The sequence below is a fragment of the Cronobacter sakazakii genome (genome assembly GCF_000982825.1).
In the GTDB taxonomy this organism is placed as follows: domain Bacteria; phylum Pseudomonadota; class Gammaproteobacteria; order Enterobacterales; family Enterobacteriaceae; genus Cronobacter; species Cronobacter sakazakii.
The window spans coordinates 4,044,011-4,069,213 of sequence record NZ_CP011047.1 but is presented as its reverse complement, the minus strand read 5'-3'; the positions used below and the strand labels follow the sequence as shown (position 1 = coordinate 4,069,213).

Here is a 25,203-nt window from a genome sequence, read left to right as displayed (position 1 = left end):
TCCGCAATGGTCATTTCACAAGAGAAAGATGTTCCGCGACCGGGCCTAAGGCGAGGGCGGGGATAAACGTCAGGGCGCCCACCAGCAGCACCGTGCCCGTCAGCAGGCCGATAAACAGCGCGCCGTGAGTGGGCAGCGTGCCGGGGCTGGCGGGCTGCGCTTTTTTGGCGGCGAGCGAGCCGGCTATCGCCATCACCGGGATAATCACCAGGAAGCGGCCAAACCACATGCAGAACGCCAGCAGCAGGTTCCAGAACGGCGTGTTGGCGCTAAGGCCGCCGAAGGCGCTGCCGTTGTTATTGGCGGCGGACGACACCGCGTAGAGCACTTCGCTGAAGCCGTGAATGCCGGGGTTGAACATGCCCGCCCGGCCCGCGTCGGTCATCATGGCGAGCGCGGTGCCGAGCAGCACCAGCGCAGGCGTCACCAGAATCGCCAGCGCGGTCATTTTCATTTCGCGCACGTCGATTTTCTTGCCGAGGTATTCCGGCGTGCGGCCAATCATCAGGCCCGCGATAAACACGCCCAGCAGCACGAACAGCAGCATCCCGTACAGCCCGGAACCGACGCCGCCGAATACCACTTCGCCAATCTGCATCAGCCACATCGGGATCATGCCGCCGAGCGCGGTAAAGGAGTCATGCATGGCGTTTACCGCGCCGCAGGAGGCTGCCGTGGTGACGACCGCAAACAGGCTGCTCGCGAGAATGCCAAAGCGGCTCTCTTTGCCTTCCATATTGGCGGCGCTGTCGGCACCGAGCGTCAGGAAGTGCGGGTTGCCGGTGGTTTCAGCCCACATCACCAGCGCCACGCAGACCACGAAAATCACCGTCATGGTCCAGAGAATGGCGCGGCCCTGGCGCGCGTCGCCCACCGCATCGCCAAAGGCGAAGCAGAGCGCTGCCGGGATCAGGAAAATAGCCAGCATCTGCACGACATTGGTGAGCGCCGTCGGGTTCTCAAAGGGGTGCGAGGAGTTGGCGTTAAAGAAGCCGCCGCCGTTGGTACCGAGCATCTTGATCGCCTCCTGCGACGCCACCGGCCCCATCGGCAGCATCTGCCGCGCGCCTTCCAGCGTGGTGAACGGCTGGTAGGCTGAGAAGTTCTGAATCGCGCCTTGCTGAATAAAAAACAGGGCGATAATCAGCGAAATGGGCATCAGCACCCACAGCGTGACGCGAGTGAGATCCTGCCAGGCGTTGCCAAGCGTGGTCGCCGACTGGCGGGCAAAGGCGCGGATAAGCGCGAACGCCACCGCAATACCGGTCGCCGCCGAGAGGAAATTCTGCACCGCGAGGCCGGCCATCTGGCTGAAATAGCTGACGGTGCTTTCGCCTGCGTACGACTGCCAGTTGGTATTGGCGACGAAACTCACCGCGGTATTGAGCGCCAGATGCCAGGACATTCCCGGCAGGTGTTGCGGATTCAGCGGCAGCACGCCCTGGCACATCAGGATGGCGAACAGCAGTACCAGACCCAGCGTATTAAACAGCAGAATAGCCAGCAGGTAGCGCTTCCAGTCCATCTCTTCCTGACGAATGCCGAGCACGGCCCAGAGCGCGCGCTCCACGCCGCCCACGCCCGGCAGGGCTTCGCCGTTAATCAGCCGGGCCAGCAGGCTGCCCAGCGGTTTCGCCAGCGCCATCAGCACCAGCAGGAAACTGGCGATAAGTAAAAATGCGGACGCCGCCATCAGAACGCCTCCGCATTAATCAGGGCATACACCAGATAGCCCAGTAACAGGAAAACCAGCACGATGCCGGTTATCAGGCCTGCACTCACAATCCACCTCCAGTGGGTTTTTTGGAATATGTGCAGAGGGTAGGGATTTGGGCGTAAAGGTTTCGCAAAAATCGCGAAGCGGGGTGTAAAAAAAATATAAAAATGGCAAAAGCCATGATTTAACTGCGGGTTAGTATTTATTTAACCATTTTGTAACTTATTTACGATATCAATTGTAAAGATGGTAAGAATTCACCCTAAAAGCTGGTCGGATGAGTAGTAAAATTACAGGCAAAGCGATACAATTTTAACCAGCTCAAAAAATCCGGTTTCCGGCCTTGATTGCCGGGCAAGTTAAGTAAGGGGGAAAAACCTATGTCTTTATATAAAAAATATCCTGCGCATCAGGTCTTCCTGCGTCGCGCGTTAGTGCTCATGGTCGGCATTGCGGCCCTGCCGGTGATGCTGTTCTGGAAAGACCGTTCGCGTTTTTACAGCTATCTGCATCGCGTGTGGTCGAAAACCAGCGATCAGCCGGTCTGGATGGCGCAGGCGGAACAAACCGCCAGCTATTTCTACTGATTCGCGCGACTCCCTGAAAAACCGCTCACCCGGAGCGGTTTTTTTATGCCTGCGATACGCCGCGCCGCTGCGTTTTTCGCTGTCATCAGACTGGTGTTAACAGGCCGCCTCTGGCTACACTGAGAGTGTATAAAAATGAGGATGGCCGAATGAGTATAAAAATCCCTGTTGGCATTAGCGCCTGTCTTTTAGGGGAAAATGTGCGTTTTGACGGCGGCCATAAACGGCTTGCCTTTGCGGTGGAAGAGCTGGCTCCCTGGGTGAAATATGAGCCTGTCTGCCCGGAGATGGCGGTCGGCCTGCCGGTGCCGCGCCCGGCGCTGCGCCTGGTGAAAACTGACGACGGCCTGGCGCTGCGCTTTAGCGATAAGCGCGAAGGGGATTTAACCGCTGAGATGCAGACCTTTTCGCGCGAGCGCGTCAGCCGTCTCGATCACCTGTGCGGCTATATCGTCTGCGCCAAATCGCCAAGCTGCGGCATGGAGCGCGTGCGCGTCTACGATGCGGACGGCAAAAACAACCGTAAAGCCGGTCGCGGCATTTATACCGAAATTCTGATGAACGCGCTGCCGTGGCTGCCGGTGGAAGAGGACGGACGTCTGCATGACCCGGCCATTCGCGAAAACTTCGTTGAGCGCATCTATACGCTGCATGAGCTTCACGCGCTGCGCGCCGAAGGGCTGACGCGCGGCAATCTCATCGCCTTCCATAGCCGCTACAAACTGCTGCTGCTGGCGCACTCGCAGCCGCTCTACCGCGAGCTGGGGCGTTTTGTGGCCGCTATCGACCAGTGGGATTCGCTGGAGGCGTTTTTTGAGGAATACCGTCTGCGCCTGATGACGCTGCTCTCCATTCATGCGACCCGCCGCAACCACACCAACGTGCTGATGCACGTGCAGGGGTATTTCCGCAACCAGCTCAACGGGCGACAGCGTCAGGAGCTTTCCGCGCTTATTGACCGCTACCGGCAGGGCACGCAGCCGCTGCTGGCACCGGTGACGCTGCTTAAGCACTACATGGCGGAATACCCTGACGCTTATCTTGATCAACAACGCTACTTCGAGCCGTACCCGGAAGCGCTGCGCCTGCGCTATGGCCGTTAAACAAGGAGTGTTATGACCACGCATCTGGTCTGGTTTCGCGCGGATCTGCGCGTCAACGACAATCTGGCGCTCGCCGCCGCCTGCCGTGACCCCGACGCGCGGGTCATCGGCCTGTTTATCGCGACCCCGCAGCAATGGCGCGATCACACCCTCGCGCCGCGTCAGGCGGCGTTTATTCACCAAAATCTGGAAGCCCTGCAACAGGCGCTGGCGAAGCGTGGCATTGCGCTGTTTACGCGCGAGGTGCCCGATTTCGCCGCCGCCGTGGACGCGCTGGCCGCGTTTTGCGATGAGCAGCAGGTTTCCGCGCTCTTTTATAACTATCAGTATGAGCTGAACGAAGCCCGGCGCGACGCCGCCGTTGAGCGCAGGCTGGAGGGCCGCGTCGCCTGTCAGGGCTTTGACGACAGCGTGATGCTGCCGCCCGGAAGCGTCGTCACCGGCAACGGCGAGATGTATAAAGTATTCACGCCTTACAGCCGGGCGTTTTTACGCCGTCTCGGCGAAGGATTACCGCCCTGCGTCAGCGCGCCGAAGCCGCGCGCGGGCGGCGCCATTACCGACATACCACCGCTTGCGCCGTTCGATTACCCGAGTGAGTCGCCGGACGCGCTGCTGTTCCCGGCGGGCGAAGAGGCTGCGCTTAAACGTCTGCGGGAGTTTTGCCAGACGGCCGCGGGCGACTACCCGGAAAAGCGCGATTTCCCGGCGATTCGCGGCACCAGTTTATTGTCGGCATATCTCGCCATCGGCGTGCTGTCGCCGCGCCAGTGCCTGCATCGTCTGTTAACCGAACACCCGCGCGCGCTGGAAGGCGGCAGCGGGGCGGTGTGGCTGAACGAGCTTATCTGGCGCGAATTTTACCGACACCTTATCGTCGCCTGGCCGCACCTGTGCCGCCATCAGCCGTTTATCGACTGGACGGCGCGGGTGGCGTGGCAGCAGAACGACGCCCATTTTCAGGCGTGGTGCGAAGGCAACACGGGGTATCCCATTGTCGATGCCGCCATGCGCCAGATGAATGCCACCGGCTGGATGCATAACCGCCTGCGGATGATCACCGCGAGCTTTCTGGTCAAAGACTTACTGGTCGACTGGCGGCGCGGTGAACGCTATTTTATGTCGCAATTGATTGACGGCGATTTTGCCGCCAATAACGGCGGCTGGCAGTGGGCTGCCTCCACCGGCACCGACGCCGCGCCCTATTTCCGCATCTTCAACCCCACCACGCAGGGGCAGCGGTTTGACGCTGAGGGCGAGTTTATCCGCCGCTGGGTGCCGGAACTGAGCCATATTCCCGGCAAGGCGGTGCATGAGCCGCATCTGTGGGCGAAGAAAAACGGCAAGGCGCTGCGTTATCCGCAGCCCATCGTCGATCATAAACAGGCGCGCGTCGCAACGCTCGCGGCGTATGAAGCGGCCCGCAAGGAATAAGAGAGAGACCATGAAAAACAGCGAACTGGAACAACTGATCAACGACAAACTCAACAGCGCGACGTTCAGCGATTACGCCCCGAACGGCTTGCAGGTTGAGGGGCGCGACGAGGTGCGCAAAATCGTCACCGGCGTCACCGCAAGCCAGGCGCTGCTCGACGAAGCGGTGCGCCTGGAAGCCGACGCGGTGATCGTCCACCACGGCTATTTCTGGAAAGGCGAATCGCCCGTGGTGCGCGGCATGAAACGCAACCGTCTGAAAACGCTGCTCACTAACGACATTAACCTCTACGGCTGGCATCTGCCGCTCGATGCGCATCCGCAGCTTGGCAATAACGTCCAGCTCGCGCAGCTGCTCGGCATTGAAGTGAAGGGCGAAATCGAGCCGCTGGTGCCGTGGGGCGAGCTGTCGATGGCGGTATCAGGCCCGGAGTTCGCCTCCTGGCTTGAAGCGCGTCTGGGACGGCGTCCGCTGTGGTGCGGCGATACCGGGCCGGATCTGATTAAGCGCGTCGCCTGGTGTACCGGCGGCGGACAGAGCTTTATCGACAGCGCGGCGCGTTTCGGCGTGGACGCCTTCATCACCGGCGAAGTGTCTGAGCAGACCATCCACTCGGCGCGCGAGCAGTCGCTGCACTTCTACGCGGCAGGCCACCACGCCACCGAGCGCGGCGGCATTCGCGCGCTCAGCGAATGGCTGAATGAAACCACCGATCTGGATGTGACTTTTATCGACATCCCGAACCCGGCTTAATCAACACAAGAGAGGAAAACGTGCAGCGAGCCCGTTGTTATCTGTTAGGCGAAAGCGCCGTGGTACTGGAGCTGGAGCCGCCCGTCACGCTTGCCAGCCAGCAGCGCATCTGGGGGCTGGTGCAGCGCCTCGCGGACGTGCCCGCCGTGGTGGAAGTCATTCCCGGCATGAATAACATTACCGTGATGCTGCGCGAGCCCGGCACGATGGCGCTGGACGCTATCGAGCGGCTGCAACGCTGGTGGGAGGAGAGCGAGGCGATCATCCCCGAAGCGCGGCGCATCGAGATCCCGGTGGTGTACGGCAAAGACGCCGGGCCGGATCTGTCGGTGGTCGCACACCACGCCGGGCTCAGTGAAAAGCAGGTAGTGGAGATGCATGCGCAGGTCGATTACGTGGTCTATTTCATCGGTTTTCAGCCAGGCTTTCCGTACCTCGGCGGGCTCGCGCCTGAGCTTGCCACGCCGCGCCGCGCGGAGCCGCGTCTTCAGGTGCCCGCAGGATCGGTTGGCATCGGCGGCAGCCAGACGGGCATCTATCCGCTGCCTACGCCTGGCGGCTGGCAGATTATCGGCCATACCTCGCGCGCGCTGTTTGATCCGCACAGTAATCCGCCGGGCCTGCTCGCGCCCGGCGACACCGTGCGCTTTGTGCCGCAAAAGGAGGGCGTATGCTGAAGATTATTCGCGCGGGCATCCACGCCACTATTCAGGATGGCGGCCGTTTCGGGCTGCGCCAGTACGGCGTGAGCCAGTGCGGCGCGCTGGATGGCCCGTCGCTGCATATCGCCAACCTGCTGGTGGGCAATGATCCTGATGCGGCGGCGCTGGAGATCACACTCGGCCAGTGCGTGGTGGAGTTCACCGAAGATACCTGGTTTGCGCTCACCGGCGCGGGCTGCGACGCGACGCTTAACGAACGCGCCGTCTGGACCGGCTGGCGGCTGCTTGCCCGCGCGGGCGAGCGCCTGAGCCTCAAACTGCCGCGCCGCGGTATGCGCAGCTATTTGGCGCTCGCGGGCGGTTTCGACGTGCCGGAAGTCATGGGCTCGCGCAGTACCGATGTGAAAGCGGGCCTTGGTGGTTTTGAAGGACGCCCCCTGCGCGACGGCGACGTCCTGCCGGTGAATCCGCCCACGCGCCATTTCCGCGAGGCGCGCGGCGTGAAGCAACTGCTGTGGGGCAACCGCATTCGCGCGCTGCCGGGGCCGGAGTACCACGAATTCAGCGAGGCGTCGAAAGAGGCCTTCTGGCGCACGCCGTGGCAGCTAAGCCCGCAGAGTAACCGCATGGGTTATCGCCTGCACGGCCACGTGCTGGAGCGCACCACCAGACGCGATCTGGTGTCTCACGGTCTGCTGCCGGGCGTGGTGCAGGTGCCGCACGGTGGCCAGCCCATCGTGCTGATGAATGACGCCCAGACCACCGGCGGCTACCCGCGCATCGCGTGCGTGATCGACGCCGATCGCTACAACCTTGCGCAGCTGCGCCTCGGCGAGCCGATTCACTTCGTGCCGTGCTCCATCGAAGAGGCGCTGGAAGCGCGCAGCGACCGGGCGCGTTATCTGCAACAACTGGCATGGCGGCTTAATGATGAAGATTGATCTCAACGCCGATCTCGGCGAAGGCTGCGGCAACGACGCGCAGCTGATGCCGCTGATTAGCTCCGCCAACATCGCCTGCGGCTTCCATGCGGGCGATGCGCAGACCATGCGCGAGAGCGTGCGGCTGGCGCTGGCGCACGGCGTGGCGATGGGCGCGCATCCGGGCTTCGCGGATCGTGAAAATTTCGGGCGCACGGCGATGCAGCTGCCGCCAGAAACGATTTACGCCGAGACGCTCTATCAGGTCGGCGCGCTCGCCGCTATCGCCCGCGCCGAAGGCGGCAGGCTGGCGCACGTGAAGCCGCACGGCATGCTCTATAACCAGGCCGCGAAAGACGCCGCGCTTGCCGACGCCATCGCGCAGGCGGTGAAGGATTTCGATGCGTCGCTGATTCTGGTGGGGCTGGCGGGCAGCGAGCTTATTCGCGCGGGCGCGCGTTATCGGCTCGCCACGCGCGAAGAAGTCTTCGCCGATCGCGGGTATCTGGCCGATGGCGCGCTGGTGCCGCGCAGCGAGCCGGGCGCGTTGATTGAGGATGACGACGAGGCGGTGTCGCGCACGCTGATGATGGTGCAGGAAGGGCGGGTGCGCAGCCGCGACGGCGCGTGGGCGACAGTCAATGCCCAGACGGTCTGCCTGCATGGTGACGGCGCGCACGCGCTGGCGTTCGCGCGCCGGTTACGCGAGGCGTTCGACGCGCGCCAGATTCAGGTCTGCGCGTAACTCAGAGCGATGCTGCCGCCCGCGCGGCGGTGTCGTAAAGCGAGGCAATCGTGCGCAGCAATTGCGCCGTTTCGCCAATCGCCGCGCCCGGTATGCCGCTCTCGACCTGAATCGCGATAAGACACGCCTCGCGCACGTCGCGGTATTTCATACACAGCGCTTTACCTTCCTCTGTCGTCGAAAAATAGAGCTCTTTCCCTACCTTTTCACTGGTGACATACCCGGCCTTCACCAGCTTTTTCAGTGCGTAGGTCACGATGTGCGTGTCTTCCACGTTGAGCACAAAGCAGATATCCGCGAGCTTTTTCTTGCGGTTGCGGTGGTTGACGTGATGCAACAGCGAGACATCAAACGCGCCCATATCCGGCTCGCCCGCTGCCGTCATGCAGCGCACCATCCATTTGTTAAAGGCGTTGCTGGTCATGATCAGCGCGTATTCCAGCTCCGATAATTCCGCGCAACGCTCCGATACCAGATGGCGGGACGACACAATGCGCCCGTCAGCAATATCGTCGTTATCAGTTGATACAACCGCTTTTTTCCGGCTCATGGCATCCCTTACGCTTTTGGGGGTATTGGCAAAAACTATAAAACGTCACCGACAAAATAAAAACATTTTATTGATAAATTGTTTACATAATTTCACCGTTCAGATATAGCTTTTGGGTCAGGTTCTGCACGTTCACAGCGCCTCTCACACAACAACGTTCGCCGCAATGCCCACGCTTCGCCACTGGCGAAGGAGCAAAATAGCCTTCGGCGTGCAACGCTCACTTTGGAAAGGGTACAATGTATGGACGGTTCCTCTCTGTTGCCGCTCATCGGTATTCCGGTGGTGGTTATCGGTTTCGCGCTACGTTTTAACCCGCTGCTGGTGGTGGTGGTCGCCGGGCTGACGACCGGGCTCACGGTCGGCATGGATTTCGGCATGCTGCTGGAAACCTTCGGTGAAAAGTTCGTCAACAGCCGCTCGCTCGCGACTTTCATTCTGATCCTGCCGGTGATTGGCCTGCTGGAGTATTACGGCCTGAAAGAGCGCGCCCAGGCGTGGGTGGCGAAAATCGCCAGCGCCACCTCGGCGCGTATTCTGATGCTCTATTTCGTGGTGCGCGAAGGCACCGCGGCGCTCGGGCTGATGTCGCTTGGCGGCCACGCCCAGACCGTGCGCCCGCTGCTGGCACCGATGGCCGAAGGGGCGGCGCTCAATGAATATGGCGAGCTGCCTGCGCATATTCGCGACAAAATCAAAGCCCACGCCGCCGCCTGCGACAATATCGCGGTGTTTTTCGGTGAAGATATTTTCATCGCCTTCGGCGCGGTGCTGCTGATTGACGCGTTCCTGAAAGAGAACGGCATTCCCGGCATCGAGCCGCTGCACATCGGCCTGTGGGCCATTCCGACCGCGATTGCGGCGCTGATTATTCATATGGCGCGTCTGCTGCGCTTAGACGCCAGTATTCGCCGCGAGGTAATGGCCTGGCGCGCAGAGCAGGGCAATCAGGAGGCCGCGCAATGAGTACCTTGCTGACCATTAACCGCGTCTACTACCTGATTGGTTTTATCGTCATGCTGCTGGTGGTGATGACGCTTCGCGATCGCGGTAATCCGAAACGCTTTACCACCGCGCTGTTCTGGTTCCTGTTCGGCGGGATTTTTCTCTTCGGCGATCTGCTGGTGCAGGAGCTGGGCCGCTCGCTCGCCTACCGTATCATCGGCGGCGCGGTGATTGTTATCGCGCTGCTGGCGGGCTTTGGGCTGGTCGGGAAGGGGCACTATAAAATGTCCACCGAGGAGGAGCGCGAGGCGTCGTCCCGGCGTCTGGGTAACTGGCTGTTTCTGCCGGCGTTGCTTATCCCGGTGGTGACGGTGATTGGCACGCTGTTTTTAAAAGGCGTCTCGGTGGGCGGCGTGTTCCTGCTGGATCAAAAACAGCTGACGCTCGCCGCGCTGTGCGTGGCGTGTGTCGCGTCGCTGCTGGTGGGCTGGTGGCTCACGCGCGGCACGCCGCTGCATGCGATTCGCCAGTCGCGCCGACTGGTGGATACCATCGGCTGGGCGGTGATTTTGCCGCAGATGCTGGCGATGCTCGGCGGGGTGTTTGTCGCCGCCGATACCGGCACGGCGGTGCAGCGCGTGGTGAGCCTGTTCGTCGACCCGGAAAACCGCTTCATGCTGGTGGTTATCTACTGCATCGGCATGGCGCTTTTCACGATGATTATGGGCAACGCGTTTGCGGCGTTCCCGGTGCTGAGCGCGGGCATCGCGCTGCCGCTGTTGATTAACCATCACCACGGCGACCCGGCACCGCTGCTGGCTATCGGTATGTACGCGGGCTACTGCGGCACGCTGATGACGCCGATGGCGGCGAATTTCAATATCGTTCCCGCCGCGCTGCTGGAGCTGAAAGACAAATATCAGGTGATAAAAATTCAGATACCGACGGCGCTGACGCTGCTGGTGGTGAACGTTTTCCTGATGTATTTCATCGTATTTCGCTAAGGCCCACTAAGGAGCTGTTATGACACTGACACAACCCCAGGCCGACGCCTTTGCCCGGATGCCTCTGACCTATCTGCGCCAGGAGTATCCGAACCACATCATGCATTTGATGAATGATGACGCCGACGCGCTGCCGCCGCGCGAGCTGCACCCGATTTTCTACGGCTGCTTTGACTGGCATTCGGCGGTGCATGGCTACTGGCTGCTGCTGCGCTGCCTGCGCCGCTATCCGACGTTGTCGTGCCGCGAAGAGATTATCGCGCTGTTCGATGAACATATCACGCCTGCGAATGTGGCGCGCGAAGTGGCGTATTTCACCGCGCCGTTCCGCGCCTCGTTTGAGCGCCCGTATGGTTACGGCTGGCTGCTGGCGCTCGCCCAGGAGCTGCACGAATCCGATCTGCCGCAGGCCGCGCGCTGGCATGAAATGCTGGCGCCGCTGACCCAGGATATCCGCGCGCGCCTTATCGATTACCTCAGCAAGCTGACGTACCCGATTCGCGTCGGCACCCATTACAACACGGCATTTGCGCTCGCCCTCGGGCTGGATCACGCCCGCGCGCTTGGTGATGAGACGCTTGAGCACGCCATTACTGACGCGACGACACGCTTTTATCAGGCCGACATCGACTACCCGGCGCATTACGAGCCGGGCGGCGATGAGTATCTCTCCGGCGCGCTCACCGAAGCGCTGCTGATGAGTAAAACGGCGGACAATTTCCCGGCCTGGTTTGACGCGTATCTGCCTGATATCGGCAACGTGGCGGCGCTGATGCACCCGGCAATGGTGAGCGATCGCGCCGACCCGAAAATCGCCCACCTCGACGGGCTTAACTTAAGCCGCGCCTGGTGCATGAAGCATATCGCCGCGGCGCTCCCGGAAGATCACCCTGCGCAGATGGCGCTGCAGGAGGCGGTGCAGCGCCATCTCGCGGCAAGCGTTGAGCATGTGGTCGGCAGCCACTACAGCGGCGGCCACTGGCTGGCAAGCTTTGCGCTGCTGGCGCTGGAGTAAGCCGTTAACCGCCGCTTTTTTGCGGCGGTGGCCTGTTTCTCTTCGCCCGTGCTGCTACAGTTTATCCTTACGTTTTAATGCTTAAGTAACCTGAAAGGATGAACGATGCCGGAAGGACCGGAGATCCGCCGCGCGGCGGACAAGCTTGAAGCGGCAGTCGCGGGCAAACCGCTGACCCACGTCTGGTTTGCGTTTCCTGAATTAAAACCGTTTGAAGCGCAACTGACCGGCGCGCGGGTTGAGCGTTTTGAAACCCGCGGCAAAGCGCTGCTGACGCATTTTTCCTGTGGGCTGACGCTCTATAGCCACAATCAGCTGTATGGCGTCTGGCGCGTGGTGAAAGCGGGGGAAACGCCGCAAACGACGCGAAGCCTGCGCGTGCGGCTCGAAACCGAAGATGCCGCGGTGCTGCTTTACAGCGCCTCGGAAATCGAGATGCTGGATGCCGACGGCGTGGCGGCGCACGCGTTTTTGCAGCGCGTCGGGCCGGACGTGCTGGATATGTCGCTGACGGTGGAGCAGGTGAAAGAACGGCTCCTGAGCCCGCGCTTTCACCGCCGTCAGTTCAGCGGTCTGCTGCTGGACCAGGCGTTTCTCGCGGGGCTTGGCAATTATTTGCGTGTGGAGATCCTCTGGCAGGCGCAGCTTGAGCCGCGCCACAAGGCAATAGAGCTGAATAATACGCAGCTTGATGCGCTGGCCCGCGCGTGTCTTGAGATCCCGCGGCTGTCTTATGAAACACGCGGAACGGTGGATGAGAATAAGCATCACGGCGCGCTGTTTCGCTTCGAGGTGTTTCACCGCGCCGGGAAAAAATGCCGCCGCTGCGGGGGGATTATCGAGAAGACGACGCTGTCGTCGCGGCCGTTTTACTGGTGTCCGGGGTGCCAGGCGTAGTTTTATGGTGAATGGCGGGTGCGCGTTGCTTACCTTTGTGAAAACCCGGTGGGTGCGCTTCGCTTACCCACCCTACAAAATCTGGCGGGTGCGCGTTGCTTACCCGCCCTACGTTAAATACAAAAACGGTTGTTCGGTGTAGGGCGGGTAAGCGTAGCGCACCCGCCGCCAAAACGCCCATAAAAAAACGCGCCCGGAAGCGCGTTTTTCAGATTAACCGCAGCGTCAAATTAACGTTTGGTCAGGTCAGATTTGAAATCACGCTGCTCGTAGCCGGTGTACAGCTGACGCGGACGCGCGATCTTCATGCCTTCGCTGTGCATCTCGTTCCAGTGCGCAATCCAGCCCACGGTACGCGCCATCGCGAAAATAACGGTAAACATGGAAGACGGAATGCCCATCGCTTTCAGGATGATGCCGGAGTAGAAATCCACGTTCGGGTAGAGTTTCTTCTCGATGAAATACGGGTCGTTCAGCGCGATGTTTTCCAGCTCCATCGCCACTTCCAGCAGATCGTCTTTGGTGCCCAGCTCTTTCAGCACTTCGTGACAGGTTTCGCGCATGACGGTGGCGCGCGGGTCATAGTTTTTATAAACGCGATGACCAAAGCCCATCAGGCGGAAAGAGTCGTTTTTGTCTTTCGCGCGACGCACGAATTCCGGAATGTGCTCAACGGTGCTGATCTCTTCCAGCATTTTGAGCGCGGCTTCGTTAGCGCCACCGTGTGCCGGTCCCCACAGGGAGGCGATGCCCGCAGCGATACATGCGAACGGGTTCGCGCCGGAGGAGCCTGCGGTACGCACGGTAGAGGTTGACGCGTTCTGCTCATGATCCGCGTGCAGGATCAGAATGCGATCCATCGCGCGCTCCAGCACCGGGTTGACCTCGTAAGGCTCGCACGGGGTGGAGAACATCATATTCAGGAAGTTGCCGGAGTAGGAGAGATCGTTACGCGGATAAACAAACGGCTGGCCGATCGAATATTTGTAACACATCGCTGCCACGGTCGGCATTTTAGAGAGCAGACGGAATGCCGCGATCTCGCGGTGACGCGGGTTATTGACGTCCAGCGAGTCGTGGTAGAACGCCGCCAGCGCGCCGGTCACACCGCACAGTACGGCCATCGGATGCGAATCGCGACGGAAACCGTGGAACAGGCGCGTGATCTGCTCATGGATCATGGTGTGGCGGGTGACGGTGGTTCTGAATTCGTCATACTGCTCCTGGGTCGGCTTCTCGCCGTAGAGCAGGATGTAACATACTTCGAGATAGTTGGATTCAGTGGCTAACTGATCGATAGGGAAACCGCGATGCAGCAGGATACCTTCGTCACCATCGATAAAGGTGATTTTGGACTCGCAGGATGCGGTGGAAGTAAAGCCGGGGTCGAACGTGAAAACACCTTTAGAACCAAGACTACGGATATCGATTACATCCTGACCGAGCGTGCCTTTTAGCACATCCAGTTCGATAGCACCATCACCGTTATAGGTTAGGTTTGCTTTTTTATCAGCCATTTACGGTCTCCTTAGCGCCTGTTGCTTGCGACGGTTAACCGCCGATTTACCTCCAGCCAGCAGGGGGACAGTTGCCAGTTTGTTGTGTGGCGCGCAGCTCTGTTTCAGAGGGGAAACCAGGGTACAGAGCGATGGGCGGCTTGCAGGCAACCATTCAAACCTGGGTGAAACAACAGTAAATCAGGGTGTTAGCCGTCAGTATTTGTCAAACCTGTTTATCACTAATACCGGGCTAAATTACTGCGGTCAATACTGGCACACTGTTACATAACTTATTCTCAGGTGAAAGCATGACCCCATAACTTTTGCGAATTATATGCATTTCCTGGTGATGTTTGTAACTAATTTGTTTAACATTTGTCAAATCAGATGATTAAAATTTAAAATAATGTTGTTATCGTGATCCTGGTCACTGTTCCGACCAAAAGCGGCCAAAGAATTTGTAGGTTAATTGTAATGATATTGTGAACATCCTATACTGCCGCCAGGTCTCCGGAACACCTTGCAACCGCGAGCCACCCAGCGTAGTAACGCGTCATGCAGCCTTTGGAAGCGGTGATTTTGCATGACGCGGAGTTATAGAAAAATGACGCTGCTTGACCCGCCTGCAGACCGGAGGAAGGACACAATAAGAACAGCATGTGGGCGCATTCATGATAAAAAAGGTGAATAAACAACGACCTGTCAACCTGGATCTGACAACGATCCGGTTTCCTGTCACCGCGATTGCTTCTATCCTCCACCGCGTTTCCGGCGTGATTACCTTTGTCGCCGTCGGCATTCTGCTGTGGTTGTTAGGACTCTCACTCTCGTCTCAAGAAGGCTTTCTGACTGCGTCCAACATCATGGACAGCTTCTTCGTTAAATTCATCCTGTGGGGCATTCTGACAGCGCTGGCTTACCACGTTGTTGGCGGCGTTCGCCACATGCTGATGGATTTCGGCTATCTTGAAGAAACCTTCGCAGCAGGCCAACGCTCCGCTAAGTTCGCTTTTATTATCACTGTCGTGCTTTCAATTCTCGCAGGAGTCCTCGTATGGTAAGCAACGCCTCCGCATTAGGACGCAACGGCGTACATGACTTCATCCTGGTTCGCGCCACCTCCATCGTAATGACGCTGTATATCATTTATATGATTGGTTTCTTCGCGATGAACGGCGACCTGACCTGGGAAGTCTGGACTGGTTTCTTCTCATCCACCTTCACCAAAGTGTTCACCCTGCTGACCCTGATTTCCATTCTCGTCCATACCTGGATTGGGATGTGGCAGGTGCTGACCGACTACGTAAAACATCTGGCGCTGCGTCTGTTTTTGCAGCTCGCGATTGTTGTCGCGCTGGTGGTTTACGTGATTTATGGATTTGTTGTGGTGTGGGGTGTGTAAATGAATTTGCCAGTCAGAGAATTTGATGCCGTTGTTATTGGCGCAGGCGGCGCAGGTATGCGCGCGGCGCTGCAGATTTCCCAGAGCGGCCAGACCTGTGCGCTGCTCTCCAAGGTGTTCCCGACCCGTTCTCACACCGTATCCGCCCAGGGCGGTATTACCGTTGCGCTTGGCAATTCCCATGAAGATAACTGGGAATGGCACATGTATGACACGGTAAAAGGTTCCGACTATATCGGCGACCAGGACGCGATTGAATATATGTGTAAAACCGGCCCGGAAGCGATTCTGGAGCTTGAGCACATGGGGCTGCCGTTCTCCCGTCTTGATGACGGCCGTATTTATCAGCGCCCGTTCGGCGGCCAGTCGAAAAACTTCGGCGGCGAGCAGGCGGCGCGCACCGCGGCGGCGGCGGACCGTACCGGTCACGCGCTGCTGCATACGCTCTATCAGCAGAACCTCAAAAACCACACCACCATTTTCTCTGAGTGGTATGCGCTGGATCTGGTGAAAAACCAGGATGGCGCGGTGGTGGGTTGCACCGCATTGTGCATTGAAACCGGCGAAGTGGTCTACTTCAAAGCCCGCGCGACCGTGCTGGCGACCGGCGGCGCAGGCCGTATTTATCAGTCTACCACCAACGCCCACATCAACACCGGCGACGGTGTCGGCATGGCGCTGCGCGCAGGCGTGCCGGTGCAGGACATGGAAATGTGGCAGTTCCACCCGACCGGCATCGCCGGCGCGGGCGTACTCGTCACCGAAGGGTGCCGCGGCGAAGGCGGTTACCTGCTGAACAAACATGGCGAGCGCTTTATGGAGCGTTACGCGCCGAACGCGAAAGATCTGGCGGGTCGCGACGTCGTGGCCCGCTCTATCATGATCGAAATCCGCGAAGGCCGCGGCTGCGACGGGCCGTGGGGCCCGCACGCCAAGCTGAAGCTCGACCATCTCGGTAAAGAAGTCCTGGAATCCCGCCTGCCGGGCATTCTGGAACTCTCCCGTACCTTTGCTCACGTTGACCCGGTTAAAGAGCCGATCCCGGTTATCCCGACCTGTCACTACATGATGGGCGGTATTCCGACCAAAGTGACCGGCCAGGCGCTGACCGTGAATGAGAAGGGCGAAGACGTGGTGATCCCGGGCCTGTTCGCCGTTGGCGAAATCGCCTGCGTATCGGTACACGGCGCCAACCGTCTGGGCGGCAACTCGCTGCTTGACCTGGTGGTGTTTGGCCGCGCGGCGGGCCTGCATTTGCAGGAATCCATCGCCGAGCAGGGCCAGCTTCGCGACGCCAGCGACTCCGACGTGGAGTTCTCGCTGGAGCGCCTCAACCGCTGGAACAACAACCGCAGCGGCGAAGATCCGGTCGAAATCCGCAAAGCGCTGCAGGAATGTATGCAGCATAACTTCTCGGTATTCCGCGAAGGCGACGCGATGGCCAAAGGGCTTGAGCAGCTGAAAGCTATCCGCGAGCGCCTGAAAAACGCCCGTCTGGATGACACCTCCAGCGAGTTCAACACCCAGCGCGTCGAGTGCCTGGAGCTGGATAACCTGATGGAAACCGCTTACGCCACCGCCGTATCGGCGAACTTCCGTACCGAGAGCCGTGGCGCGCACAGCCGCTTCGACTACCCGGACCGCGACGACGAAAACTGGCTGTGCCACAGCCTCTATTTGCCGCAAACCGAGAGCATGACGCGTCGCGAAGTGAATATGCAGCCTAAGCTGCGCCCGGCTTTCCCGCCGAAAGTGCGTACTTATTAAGAGCGGAGCAATGTGATGAAACTCGAGTTTTCCATTTATCGCTATAACCCGGATGTCGACGACGCGCCGCGCATGCAGGATTACACCTTGGAGCAGGAAGAAGGGCGCGACATGATGCTGCTCGACGCCCTGATGCTGCTGAAAGAGAAGGACCCGAGCCTCTCTTTCCGCCGCTCCTGCCGCGAAGGCGTCTGCGGCTCCGATGGCCTGAACATGAACGGCAAAAACGGCCTCGCCTGTATTACGCCGGTCTCAAGCCTGGGCGCGGGCAAGCAGAAAATCGTTATCCGTCCGTTGCCTGGCCTGCCGGTTATCCGCGACCTGGTAGTGGACATGGGACAGTTCTACGCCCAATATGAGAAGATTAAGCCTTACTTGTTGAATAATGGGCAGAATCCGCCAGCGCGTGAACATTTGCAGATGCCGGAGCAGCGCGAGAAGCTCGACGGGCTGTACGAGTGCATTCTGTGCGCCTGTTGCTCCACGTCGTGCCCGTCGTTCTGGTGGAACCCGGACAAGTTCATCGGCCCGGCAGGCCTGCTGGCCGCGTACCGTTTCCTTATCGACAGCCGCGATACCGAAACCAACGCGCGCCTGGATGGCCTGAGCGATGCGTTCAGCGTGTTCCGTTGCCATAGCATCATGAACTGCGTGAGCGTCTGTCCGAAAGGGTTAAACCCGACGCGCGCCATCGGCCATATTAAGTCGATGTTGTTGCAGCGCAGCGCGTAAGTAAGTGTTGCGGTAGTGGCGGGTGCGCTTACGCTTACCCGCCCTACATATCAGTGTCCCTCTCCCTGAGGGGAGAGGGAAAAGCAGGAAACCTTTAAAAACCGCTACAGAGTAGTACCAGTAATCGAGGCGTTCAGAGCGAGACAAGGCGGCAACTGAGCGCATCCCCAGGAGCATAGTGAACTATGTGACTGGGGTAAGCGAAGGCAGCCAACAACGTCGCAGCCTGAACGAAGAAGATTAATGGCAGTTTTTAAAGGTTCCTTCGCGGGCCCCACTAACAAGAGCTCGCAGGTGAACCCCGGCACGTACAACACTGTACGTGGTAGTTTCTACGGCGAAATAAGCAGACATGCTTAAGGGATCACGATGCAGAACGGCGCAATGAAAGCCTGGCTGGACTCTTCTTACCTCTCTGGCTCTAACCAGAGCTGGATAGAACAGCTCTATGAAGACTTCTTAACCGATCCTGATTCAGTGGACGCCCACTGGCGCTCTATGTTCCAGCAACTGCCTGGCACCGGCGCGAAACCGGATCAATTCCATTCAAAAACGCGTGATTATTTCCGTCGTCTGGCGAAGGATGCCTCACGTTACTCTTCCTCGATTTCCGACCCTGACACGAATGCGAAGCAGGTTAAAGTCCTGCAGCTTATTAACGCCTATCGCTTCCGTGGCCACCAGCACGCGAATCTCGATCCGCTGGGCCTGTGGCAGCAGGAGCGCGTCGCGGATCTGGACCCTGCGTTCCACGATCTGACCGAAGCCGATTTCCAGGAAACCTTTAACGTAGGCTCTTTTGCACTCGGCAAAGAGACCATGAAGCTCGGCGACCTCATCGAGGCGCTTAAGCAGACTTACTGCGGCTCCATCGGCGCGGAATACATGCATATTACCTCGACGGAAGAGAAGCGCTGGATCCAGCAGCGTATCGAATCGGTCGCGGGCCACGCGGGCTTTAGCGCGGACGAGAAAAAACGCTTCTTAAGCGAACTGACCGCCGCCGAAGGCCTGGAGCGTTATCTGGGCGCGAAATTCCCTGGCGCGAAACGCTTCTCGCTGGAAGGCGGCGACGCGTTAATCCCGATGCTCAAAGAGATGATCCGCCACGCCGGTAAAAGCGGCACGCGCGAAGTAGTGCTGGGTATGGCGCACCGCGGTCGTCTGAACGTGCTCATCAACGTGCTCGGTAAAAAACCGCAGGATCTGTTTGATGAATTCGCCGGTAAACATAAAGAACACCTCGGCACCGGCGATGTGAAATATCACATGGGCTTCTCGTCGGATATCGAAACCGAAGGCGGCCTGGTCCACCTGGCGCTGGCGTTTAACCCGTCGCACCTGGAGATTGTCAGCCCGGTGGTGATGGGCTCGGTGCGCGCGCGTCTCGACCGTCTGGATGAGCCGAGCAGCAACAAAGTGCTGCCGATCACCATTCACGGCGACGCGGCGGTTGCCGGGCAGGGCGTGGTTCAGGAAACCCTGAACATGTCCAAAGCGCGCGGCTACGAAGTGGGCGGTACGGTCCGTATCGTTATCAACAACCAGGTGGGCTTCACCACTTCTAACCCGCTTGACGCCCGTTCCACCCCGTACTGCACCGACATCGGCAAAATGGTCATGGCGCCGATTTTCCACGTCAATGCAGACGACCCGGAAGCGGTCGCCTTTGTGACCCGCTTGGCGCTGGATTTCCGTAACACCTTTAAGCGCGACGTGTTTATTGATCTGGTGTGCTACCGCCGTCACGGCCATAACGAAGCCGATGAGCCGAGCGCCACCCAGCCGCTGATGTATCAGAAAATCAAAAAACACCCGACCCCGCGCAAAATCTACGCCGACAAACTGGAGCAGGAAGGCGTGGCGAAACTCGAAGACGCGACCGAAATGGTCAATCTCTACCGCGACGCGCTGGATGCCGGCGAGTGCGTGGTGAAAGAGTGGCGTCCGATGAATATGCACTCCTTTACCTGGTCGCCGTATCTCAACCACGAATGGGACGAAAGCTACCCGAACAAAGTGGAGATGAAGCGTCTGCAGGAACTGGCGAAGCGCATCAGCACCGTGCCGGACGGCATCGAGATGCAGTCGCGCGTGGCGAAAATCTACGGCGACCGTCAGCTGATGGCGAACGGCGAGAAACCGTTCGACTGGGGCGGCGCGGAAACGCTGGCCTATGCGACGCTGGTCGATGAAGGCATTCCGGTGCGCCTGTCCGGTGAAGACTCCGGCCGTGGCACCTTCTTCCACCGTCACGCCGTGGTGCATAACCAGGCTAACGGTTCTACCTGGGTGCCGCTGCAACACATTCATAACGGCCAGGGCCAGTTCAAAGTCTGGGACTCCGTGCTGTCTGAAGAAGCGGTACTGGCGTTCGAATATGGCTATGCGACTGCAGAGCCGCGCACGCTGACCATCTGGGAAGCGCAGTTTGGCGACTTCGCCAACGGCGCGCAGGTGGTTATCGACCAGTTCATCAGCTCCGGCGAGCAGAAATGGGGCCGTATGTGTGGCCTGGTGATGCTGCTGCCGCACGGCTACGAAGGCCAGGGCCCGGAGCACTCCTCCGCGCGTCTGGAGCGTTATCTGCAACTCTGCGCCGAGCAGAACATGCAGGTGTGCGTGCCGTCGACCCCGGCGCAGGTTTACCACATGCTGCGTCGTCAGGCGCTGCGCGGTATGCGCCGTCCGCTGGTGGTGATGTCACCGAAATCGCTGCTGCGTCACCCGCTGGCGGTATCAAGCCTTGAAGAGCTGGCCAACGGCGCCTTCCTGCCGGCTATCGGTGAGGTTGACGAGCTTGATCCGCAGGGCGTGAAACGCGTCGTGCTCTGTTCTGGTAAGGTTTATTACGACCTGCTGGAACAGCGTCGTAAGAATGATCAGAAGGATGTGGCGATTGTCCGTATCGAACAGCTCTACCCGTTCCCGCACCACGCCGTGCAGGAAGCGCTGAAGCCGTTCGCGCACGTGCATGATTTCGTCTGGTGCCAGGAAGAGCCGCTCAACCAGGGCGCCTGGTATTGCAGCCAGCACCACCTTCGTGAAGTGATTCCGTTTGGCTCTGCATTACGTTATGCAGGCCGCCCGGCCTCCGCCTCGCCGGCGGTAGGGTATATGTCCGTTCACCAGAAACAGCAACAAGATCTGGTTAATGACGCGCTGAACGTCAATTAATTAAAGGATAAATAATGAGTAGCGTAGATATTCTTGTTCCCGACCTGCCTGAATCCGTTGCTGACGCAACCGTCGCCACCTGGCATAAAAAGCCGGGCGACGCGGTGAAACGCGATGAAGTGCTGGTAGAAATCGAAACTGACAAAGTGGTACTGGAAGTACCGGCGTCGGCTGACGGCGTTCTGGATGCGGTACTGGAAGACGAAGGCAGCACCGTCACCTCTCGCCAGATCCTGGGCCGCCTGCGCGAAGGCAACAGCGCGGGCAAAGAGAGCAGCGCCAAACCGGAAGCGAAAGAATCTACCCCGGCGCAGCGCCAGCAGGCGTCTCTCGAAGAACAAAATAACGACGCGCTGAGCCCGGCTATCCGCCGTCTGCTCGCCGAACACAACCTGGACGCGGCCGCCATCAAAGGCACCGGCGTTGGTGGCCGTCTGACCCGTGAAGATGTGGAAAAACATCTGGCGAAAGCGAACGGCAGCGAATCTGCAAAAGCGCCGGAACAAGCCGCCGCCGCGCCGCAGCCGCAGCTCGGTTCCCGCAGCGAAAAACGCGTACCGATGACCCGCCTGCGCAAACGCGTGGCCGAGCGTCTGCTGGAAGCGAAAAACTCCACCGCGATGCTGACCACGTTCAACGAAGTGAACATGAAGCCGATTATGGATCTGCGTAAGCAGTACGGCGACGCCTTCGAAAAACGTCACGGTATCCGTCTGGGCTTTATGTCCTTCTATGTGAAAGCGGTCGTTGAAGCGCTCAAACGCTTCCCGGAAGTGAACGCGTCCATTGATGGCGACGACGTGGTGTACCACAACTATTTCGACGTCAGCATGGCGGTCTCTACGCCGCGCGGCCTGGTGACCCCGGTTCTGCGCGATGTGGACGTGCTGGGCATGGCGGACATCGAGAAGAAAATCAAAGAGCTGGCGGTTAAAGGCCGTGACGGCAAACTGACCGTAGAAGACCTGACCGGCGGTAACTTCACCATTACCAACGGCGGCGTTTTCGGCTCGCTGATGTCCACGCCTATCATCAACCCGCCGCAGAGCGCGATCCTCGGCATGCACGCCATTAAAGATCGTCCGATGGCGGTGGACGGCAAGGTTGAGATCCTGCCGATGATGTACCTGGCGCTTTCCTACGATCACCGTCTGATCGATGGCCGTGAATCGGTAGGTTTCCTGGTGACCATTAAAGAGTTGCTGGAAGATCCGACTCGTCTGCTGCTGGACGTGTAGTTTCACAAGGGCGGCCCGACCGCCCTCAGGTAATGTTTATGGTCGCGCCGCAAGGCGCGGCAATTTCGAACTCCGAGCGTGAATGCGCTTTTTCTTGATGGACTGAAGAGATGAACTTACACGAATATCAGGCGAAACAGCTGTTTGCCAGATCAGGCCTGCCGACGCCGGTAGGTTATGCCTGCTCGACTCCGCGTGAAGCAGAAGAAGCCGCCTCTAAAATCGGCTCCGGCCCGTGGGTGGTGAAATGCCAGGTACACGCAGGCGGCCGCGGTAAAGCGGGCGGTGTAAAAGTCGTTAAGAGCAAAGAAGAGATTCGCGCCTTTGCCGAGCACTGGCTGGGCAAACGCCTGGTGACCTATCAAACGGACGCGAACGGCCAGCCGGTTAACCAGATCCTGGTGGAAGCCGCGACCGATATCGCGAAAGAACTCTACCTCGGCGCGGTGGTTGACCGTGGCTCCCGTCGCGTGGTGTTCATGGCCTCTACCGAAGGCGGCGTGGAAATCGAAAAAGTGGCGGAAGAAACCCCGCACCTGATCCACAAAGTCGCTATCGATCCGCTGACCGGCCCGATGCCGTATCAGGGACGCGAGCTGGCCTTCAAACTGGGCCTTGAAGGGAAACTGGTTCAGCAGTTCACCAAAGTGTTTATGGGGCTGGCGAACATTTTTCTGGAGCGCGACCTGGCGCTTATCGAAATCAACCCGCTGGTTATCACCTCTCAGGGCGACCTGATCTGCCTCGACGGCAAACTGGGCGCTGACGGCAACGCGCTGTTCCGCCAGCCGGATCTGCGTGAAATGCGCGACCAGTCTCAGGAAGATCCGCGCGAAGCGCAAGCGGCGCAGTGGGAGCTGAACTACGTGGCGCTGGACGGCAACATCGGTTGCATGGTGAACGGCGCGGGCCTCGCGATGGGCACTATGGACATCGTGAAGCTGCACGGCGGCGAACCGGCGAACTTCCTGGACGTGGGCGGCGGCGCGACCAAAGAGCGCGTGACCGAAGCGTTCAAAATCATTCTGTCTGACGACAAAGTGAAAGCCGTACTGGTTAACATCTTCGGCGGCATTGTGCGCTGCGACCTGATTGCCGACGGCATCATCGGCGCGGTGGCGGAAGTGGGCGTGAACGTTCCGGTTGTCGTGCGTCTTGAAGGCAACAACGCCGAGCTGGGCGCGAAGAAACTGGCCGACAGCGGCCTGAATATTATTGCAGCGAAAAGTCTGACGGATGCAGCTCAGCAGGTTGTTGCTGCTGTGGAGGGGAAATAATGTCCATTCTGATCGATAAAAACACCAAAGTTATCTGCCAGGGCTTTACCGGCAGCCAGGGGACATTCCACTCCGAACAGGCTATCGCTTACGGCACCCAGATGGTTGGCGGCGTAACGCCGGGCAAAGGCGGCACCACGCACCTCGGCCTGCCAGTGTTCAACACCGTGCGCGAAGCGGTAGAGGCGACCGGTGCGACCGCGTCCGTTATCTACGTTCCGGCACCGTTCTGCAAAGACTCCATTCTGGAAGCCATCGACGCAGGCATTAAGCTCATCATCACTATTACTGAAGGCATCCCGACGCTGGATATGCTGACCGTGAAAGTGAAGCTGGATGAAGCCGGTGTGCGTATGATCGGGCCGAACTGCCCGGGCGTTATCACCCCAGGCGAGTGCAAAATCGGCATCATGCCTGGCCATATCCACCAGCCAGGCCGTGTGGGCATCGTTTCCCGCTCCGGCACCCTGACCTACGAAGCGGTTAAACAGACCACCGATTACGGTTTTGGTCAGTCGACCTGCGTGGGTATCGGCGGCGACCCGATCCCGGGCTCTAACTTCATCGATATCCTGAAGCTGTTCCAGGAAGATCCGCAGACCGAAGCGATCGTGATGATCGGCGAGATCGGCGGCAGCGCGGAAGAAGAAGCGGCGGCGTATATTAAAGATCACGTCACCAAACCGGTAGTGGGCTACATCGCAGGCGTGACCGCGCCGAAAGGCAAGCGTATGGGCCACGCGGGCGCGATTATCGCAGGCGGCAAAGGCACGGCGGATGAGAAATTCGCGGCGCTGGAAGCGGCAGGCGTGAAAACCGTGCGCAGCCTGGCGGACATCGGCGACGCGCTGAAAACCATCCTGAAGTAAACGTATTACCTCGTGGGTGGGAGGCTAAACCACCCGATAATAAGATTCGACATGGTTGGCTACTCGTGAGGGTAGCCTTTTTTATTGCCTGCGGCGCGCCACCAGCGTGAACTGGTAGTCGTCGCTTTTAAAGACGTTACGGCTGTATTCAAATACCTGGCCGTCGTGCAGGTAACCCCGTGAGCGCTTCTCAAGCGTGGGCTGCGCCGGGTCGATGCCAAGCGCCTGCACCACTTCAGCATCGGGCATGACCGGCAGGATCTCCTGTTCGCTGCGGTCAATAACGAGCTTTTTCATCTGCTCGATATAGTGATATTTCGACTGCTCCATCACCTCCCAGGTGAGATCGGTAAAAAGCCGCACCGGCATCCACGTCTCCTCCAGAATCACCGGCTTTTGCTTGATAAAGCGCACCCGTTTCACGTGCCACACTTTATCGGCGGTGGTGAGCTGAAGCCGCATTGCCAGCGTCTCATCGGGGCGGATCACCTCAAACAGCAGCACTTCGCTGCGGGTCTCTGCTTGTCTGTCCGTCAGCTTTTCCTGAAAGCCGGTGAGCTGGTAGATGTCATAGCGCACGCGCTCTTCTTTCACATAGGTGCCGCTGCCCTGAACGCTCTCCACGATCTGCTCGCTGATGAGCTGTTTCAGTGCCTGGCGCACCGTCACACGGCTGACGCCGAACTGTGCCTGCAGCGCCGATTCCGTCGGCAGCGCGTCGCCGGGTTTCAGCACACCTTCGCGAATCTGCTCGCGCAGGGTATCGGCTATCTGGCGATATTTGGGTTTGGCGGCCACAGCGTCTCCTGTTTCGTCGTCCTGGTATTTTCTGATTATGCCCGTAATGTATTATCTGTAAATAAAACAAATTAAATACAAATTATCGGTAATATGAAAATGATCCCATAA

General features: G+C 59.2%; 24 protein-coding genes and 1 pseudogene. 19 read left to right on the top strand and 6 right to left on the bottom strand.

From position 1 onward, the window contains the following. Positions 1 to 10: 10 nt before the first annotated feature. Positions 11 to 1,693: a potassium-transporting ATPase subunit KdpA gene (gene kdpA / locus CSK29544_RS19330; protein WP_029039335.1), complete on the bottom strand. Its 1,683-nt coding sequence runs from the start codon at positions 1,691 to 1,693 to the stop codon at positions 11 to 13. After that, positions 1,693 to 1,782, bottom strand: coding sequence for a K(+)-transporting ATPase subunit F (gene kdpF / locus CSK29544_RS23405; RefSeq protein ID WP_015386886.1), 90 nt, complete (start codon positions 1,780 to 1,782; stop codon positions 1,693 to 1,695). The genes kdpA and kdpF overlap by 1 nt, the downstream gene beginning before the upstream one ends. Positions 1,783 to 2,097: 315 nt before the next feature. On the opposite strand from kdpF, the gene CSK29544_RS19325 reads away from it, so the two are divergent. From CSK29544_RS19325 to pxpA, 7 genes are all read left to right on the top strand, one after another. Continuing rightward, positions 2,098 to 2,304, top strand: coding sequence for a YbfA family protein (locus CSK29544_RS19325; protein ID WP_029039336.1), 207 nt, complete (start codon positions 2,098 to 2,100; stop codon positions 2,302 to 2,304). 149 nt (positions 2,305 to 2,453) lie between these two features. Then, positions 2,454 to 3,407, top strand: a complete 954-nt coding sequence (locus tag CSK29544_RS19320) for a YbgA family protein (RefSeq protein WP_007900473.1) — start codon at positions 2,454 to 2,456, stop codon at positions 3,405 to 3,407. 12 nt (positions 3,408 to 3,419) lie between these two features. Then, positions 3,420 to 4,841, top strand: a complete 1,422-nt coding sequence (gene phrB / locus CSK29544_RS19315; RefSeq protein ID WP_007900471.1) for a deoxyribodipyrimidine photo-lyase — start codon at positions 3,420 to 3,422, stop codon at positions 4,839 to 4,841. 10 nt (positions 4,842 to 4,851) lie between these two features. Beyond that, positions 4,852 to 5,595 carry a type 2 GTP cyclohydrolase I gene (locus CSK29544_RS19310; protein ID WP_007791862.1) on the top strand — a complete coding sequence of 248 codons (744 nt, stop codon included), beginning with the start codon at positions 4,852 to 4,854 and terminating at the stop codon, positions 5,593 to 5,595. Between the two features lie 20 nt (positions 5,596 to 5,615). Next, positions 5,616 to 6,272 (top strand): 5-oxoprolinase subunit PxpB, encoded by a 657-nt coding sequence (gene pxpB, locus CSK29544_RS19305; RefSeq protein ID WP_007900468.1) that lies wholly within the window; start codon positions 5,616 to 5,618, stop codon positions 6,270 to 6,272. Next, positions 6,266 to 7,198, top strand: a complete 933-nt coding sequence (gene pxpC / locus CSK29544_RS19300; RefSeq protein WP_007900463.1) for a 5-oxoprolinase subunit PxpC — start codon at positions 6,266 to 6,268, stop codon at positions 7,196 to 7,198. Before pxpB ends, pxpC begins: the two co-directional genes overlap by 7 nt. Beyond that, positions 7,188 to 7,922, top strand: a complete 735-nt coding sequence (gene pxpA, locus CSK29544_RS19295; protein ID WP_007900460.1) for a 5-oxoprolinase subunit PxpA — start codon at positions 7,188 to 7,190, stop codon at positions 7,920 to 7,922. The genes pxpC and pxpA overlap by 11 nt, the downstream gene beginning before the upstream one ends. A gap of 1 nt (position 7,923) precedes the next feature. On the opposite strand, the gene CSK29544_RS19290 is transcribed toward pxpA, so the two are convergent. Further along, complete coding sequence (locus CSK29544_RS19290) at positions 7,924 to 8,472, bottom strand: winged helix DNA-binding protein (RefSeq protein ID WP_004386658.1); 549 nt, start codon at positions 8,470 to 8,472, stop codon at positions 7,924 to 7,926. 243 nt (positions 8,473 to 8,715) lie between these two features. On the opposite strand from CSK29544_RS19290, the gene CSK29544_RS19285 reads away from it, so the two are divergent. The 4 genes from CSK29544_RS19285 (at position 8,716) to nei (ending at position 12,333) form a co-directional block, all read left to right on the top strand. Next, complete coding sequence (locus tag CSK29544_RS19285; RefSeq protein ID WP_007900457.1) at positions 8,716 to 9,438, top strand: DUF969 domain-containing protein; 723 nt, start codon at positions 8,716 to 8,718, stop codon at positions 9,436 to 9,438. Next, the gene (locus CSK29544_RS19280) at positions 9,435 to 10,421 is read left to right on the top strand and encodes a DUF979 domain-containing protein (protein WP_029039337.1); all 987 of its coding nucleotides are present in this window, start codon (positions 9,435 to 9,437) and stop codon (positions 10,419 to 10,421) included. Before CSK29544_RS19285 ends, CSK29544_RS19280 begins: the two co-directional genes overlap by 4 nt. 19 nt (positions 10,422 to 10,440) lie before the next feature. Then, positions 10,441 to 11,436 carry a DUF2891 domain-containing protein gene (locus tag CSK29544_RS19275; protein ID WP_007900452.1) on the top strand — a complete coding sequence of 332 codons (996 nt, stop codon included), beginning with the start codon at positions 10,441 to 10,443 and terminating at the stop codon, positions 11,434 to 11,436. Positions 11,437 to 11,541: 105 nt separating this feature from the next. Next, positions 11,542 to 12,333, top strand: a complete 792-nt coding sequence (nei, locus tag CSK29544_RS19270) for an endonuclease VIII (RefSeq protein ID WP_007900450.1) — start codon at positions 11,542 to 11,544, stop codon at positions 12,331 to 12,333. A gap of 230 nt (positions 12,334 to 12,563) precedes the next feature. Here nei and CSK29544_RS19265 read toward each other — a convergent pair whose 3' ends face one another. Both CSK29544_RS19265 and CSK29544_RS25235 read right to left on the bottom strand, forming a co-directional pair. Beyond that, entirely contained in the window at positions 12,564 to 13,850 is a 1,287-nt protein-coding gene (locus CSK29544_RS19265; RefSeq protein ID WP_004387835.1) for a citrate synthase, read from the bottom strand. A 232-nt stretch (positions 13,851 to 14,082) separates the two neighbouring features. Continuing rightward, positions 14,083 to 14,172 carry a hypothetical protein gene (locus CSK29544_RS25235; RefSeq protein WP_418884782.1) on the bottom strand — a complete coding sequence of 30 codons (90 nt, stop codon included), beginning with the start codon at positions 14,170 to 14,172 and terminating at the stop codon, positions 14,083 to 14,085. 317 nt (positions 14,173 to 14,489) lie between these two features. Here CSK29544_RS25235 and sdhC point away from each other — a divergent pair. The 8 genes and pseudogenes from sdhC to sucD all read left to right on the top strand — a co-directional run bounded on the left by sdhC (position 14,490) and on the right by sucD (position 24,294). Then, a pseudogene (gene sdhC, locus CSK29544_RS19260) lies at positions 14,490 to 14,893 on the top strand (succinate dehydrogenase cytochrome b556 subunit). Continuing rightward, complete coding sequence (sdhD, locus tag CSK29544_RS19255; RefSeq protein WP_004387833.1) at positions 14,887 to 15,234, top strand: succinate dehydrogenase membrane anchor subunit; 348 nt, start codon at positions 14,887 to 14,889, stop codon at positions 15,232 to 15,234. The pseudogene sdhC and the gene sdhD overlap by 7 nt, the downstream one beginning before the upstream one ends. Further along, on the top strand, positions 15,235 to 17,001 hold the full coding sequence (sdhA, locus tag CSK29544_RS19250; protein ID WP_007781922.1) for a succinate dehydrogenase flavoprotein subunit: 1,767 nt from the start codon (positions 15,235 to 15,237) through the stop codon (positions 16,999 to 17,001). It begins immediately after the preceding gene. 15 nt (positions 17,002 to 17,016) lie between these two features. Next, positions 17,017 to 17,733, top strand: coding sequence for a succinate dehydrogenase iron-sulfur subunit (locus CSK29544_RS19245; RefSeq protein ID WP_004387831.1), 717 nt, complete (start codon positions 17,017 to 17,019; stop codon positions 17,731 to 17,733). Between the two features lie 369 nt (positions 17,734 to 18,102). Beyond that, positions 18,103 to 20,910, top strand: a complete 2,808-nt coding sequence (gene sucA, locus CSK29544_RS19240) for a 2-oxoglutarate dehydrogenase E1 component (protein ID WP_007848384.1) — start codon at positions 18,103 to 18,105, stop codon at positions 20,908 to 20,910. Between the two features lie 14 nt (positions 20,911 to 20,924). Next, positions 20,925 to 22,148, top strand: coding sequence for a 2-oxoglutarate dehydrogenase complex dihydrolipoyllysine-residue succinyltransferase (gene odhB, locus CSK29544_RS19235; protein ID WP_007900435.1), 1,224 nt, complete (start codon positions 20,925 to 20,927; stop codon positions 22,146 to 22,148). A 110-nt stretch (positions 22,149 to 22,258) separates the two neighbouring features. Then, positions 22,259 to 23,425, top strand: coding sequence for an ADP-forming succinate--CoA ligase subunit beta (gene sucC / locus CSK29544_RS19230; protein WP_004385341.1), 1,167 nt, complete (start codon positions 22,259 to 22,261; stop codon positions 23,423 to 23,425). After that, on the top strand, positions 23,425 to 24,294 hold the full coding sequence (sucD, locus tag CSK29544_RS19225; RefSeq protein ID WP_004385340.1) for a succinate--CoA ligase subunit alpha: 870 nt from the start codon (positions 23,425 to 23,427) through the stop codon (positions 24,292 to 24,294). Before sucC ends, sucD begins: the two co-directional genes overlap by 1 nt. Positions 24,295 to 24,375: 81 nt before the next feature. On the opposite strand, the gene CSK29544_RS19220 is transcribed toward sucD, so the two are convergent. After that, positions 24,376 to 25,092 carry a GntR family transcriptional regulator gene (locus CSK29544_RS19220; protein WP_007900427.1) on the bottom strand — a complete coding sequence of 239 codons (717 nt, stop codon included), beginning with the start codon at positions 25,090 to 25,092 and terminating at the stop codon, positions 24,376 to 24,378. Positions 25,093 to 25,203: the final 111 nt, after the last annotated feature.

Bases quoted from the DNA above. Each gene is read 5' to 3' on its own strand.
- kdpA (WP_029039335.1), bottom strand. From the start codon at position 1,693: ATGGCGGCGTCCGCATTTTTACTTATCGCCAGTTTCCTGCTGGTGCTG.
- CSK29544_RS19325 (WP_029039336.1), top strand. From the start codon at position 2,098: ATGTCTTTATATAAAAAATATCCTGCGCATCAGGTCTTCCTGCGTCGC.
- CSK29544_RS19320 (WP_007900473.1), top strand. From the start codon at position 2,454: ATGAGTATAAAAATCCCTGTTGGCATTAGCGCCTGTCTTTTAGGGGAA.
- phrB (WP_007900471.1), top strand. From the start codon at position 3,420: ATGACCACGCATCTGGTCTGGTTTCGCGCGGATCTGCGCGTCAACGAC.
- CSK29544_RS19310 (WP_007791862.1), top strand. From the start codon at position 4,852: ATGAAAAACAGCGAACTGGAACAACTGATCAACGACAAACTCAACAGC.
- pxpC (WP_007900463.1), top strand. From the start codon at position 6,266: ATGCTGAAGATTATTCGCGCGGGCATCCACGCCACTATTCAGGATGGC.
- pxpA (WP_007900460.1), top strand. From the start codon at position 7,188: ATGAAGATTGATCTCAACGCCGATCTCGGCGAAGGCTGCGGCAACGAC.
- CSK29544_RS19290 (WP_004386658.1), bottom strand. From the start codon at position 8,472: ATGAGCCGGAAAAAAGCGGTTGTATCAACTGATAACGACGATATTGCT.
- CSK29544_RS19285 (WP_007900457.1), top strand. From the start codon at position 8,716: ATGGACGGTTCCTCTCTGTTGCCGCTCATCGGTATTCCGGTGGTGGTT.
- CSK29544_RS19280 (WP_029039337.1), top strand. From the start codon at position 9,435: ATGAGTACCTTGCTGACCATTAACCGCGTCTACTACCTGATTGGTTTT.
- CSK29544_RS19275 (WP_007900452.1), top strand. From the start codon at position 10,441: ATGACACTGACACAACCCCAGGCCGACGCCTTTGCCCGGATGCCTCTG.
- nei (WP_007900450.1), top strand. From the start codon at position 11,542: ATGCCGGAAGGACCGGAGATCCGCCGCGCGGCGGACAAGCTTGAAGCG.
- CSK29544_RS19265 (WP_004387835.1), bottom strand. From the start codon at position 13,850: ATGGCTGATAAAAAAGCAAACCTAACCTATAACGGTGATGGTGCTATC.
- CSK29544_RS25235 (WP_418884782.1), bottom strand. From the start codon at position 14,172: ATGCATATAATTCGCAAAAGTTATGGGGTCATGCTTTCACCTGAGAAT.
- sdhD (WP_004387833.1), top strand. From the start codon at position 14,887: ATGGTAAGCAACGCCTCCGCATTAGGACGCAACGGCGTACATGACTTC.
- sdhA (WP_007781922.1), top strand. From the start codon at position 15,235: ATGAATTTGCCAGTCAGAGAATTTGATGCCGTTGTTATTGGCGCAGGC.
- CSK29544_RS19245 (WP_004387831.1), top strand. From the start codon at position 17,017: ATGAAACTCGAGTTTTCCATTTATCGCTATAACCCGGATGTCGACGAC.
- sucA (WP_007848384.1), top strand. From the start codon at position 18,103: ATGCAGAACGGCGCAATGAAAGCCTGGCTGGACTCTTCTTACCTCTCT.
- odhB (WP_007900435.1), top strand. From the start codon at position 20,925: ATGAGTAGCGTAGATATTCTTGTTCCCGACCTGCCTGAATCCGTTGCT.
- sucC (WP_004385341.1), top strand. From the start codon at position 22,259: ATGAACTTACACGAATATCAGGCGAAACAGCTGTTTGCCAGATCAGGC.
- sucD (WP_004385340.1), top strand. From the start codon at position 23,425: ATGTCCATTCTGATCGATAAAAACACCAAAGTTATCTGCCAGGGCTTT.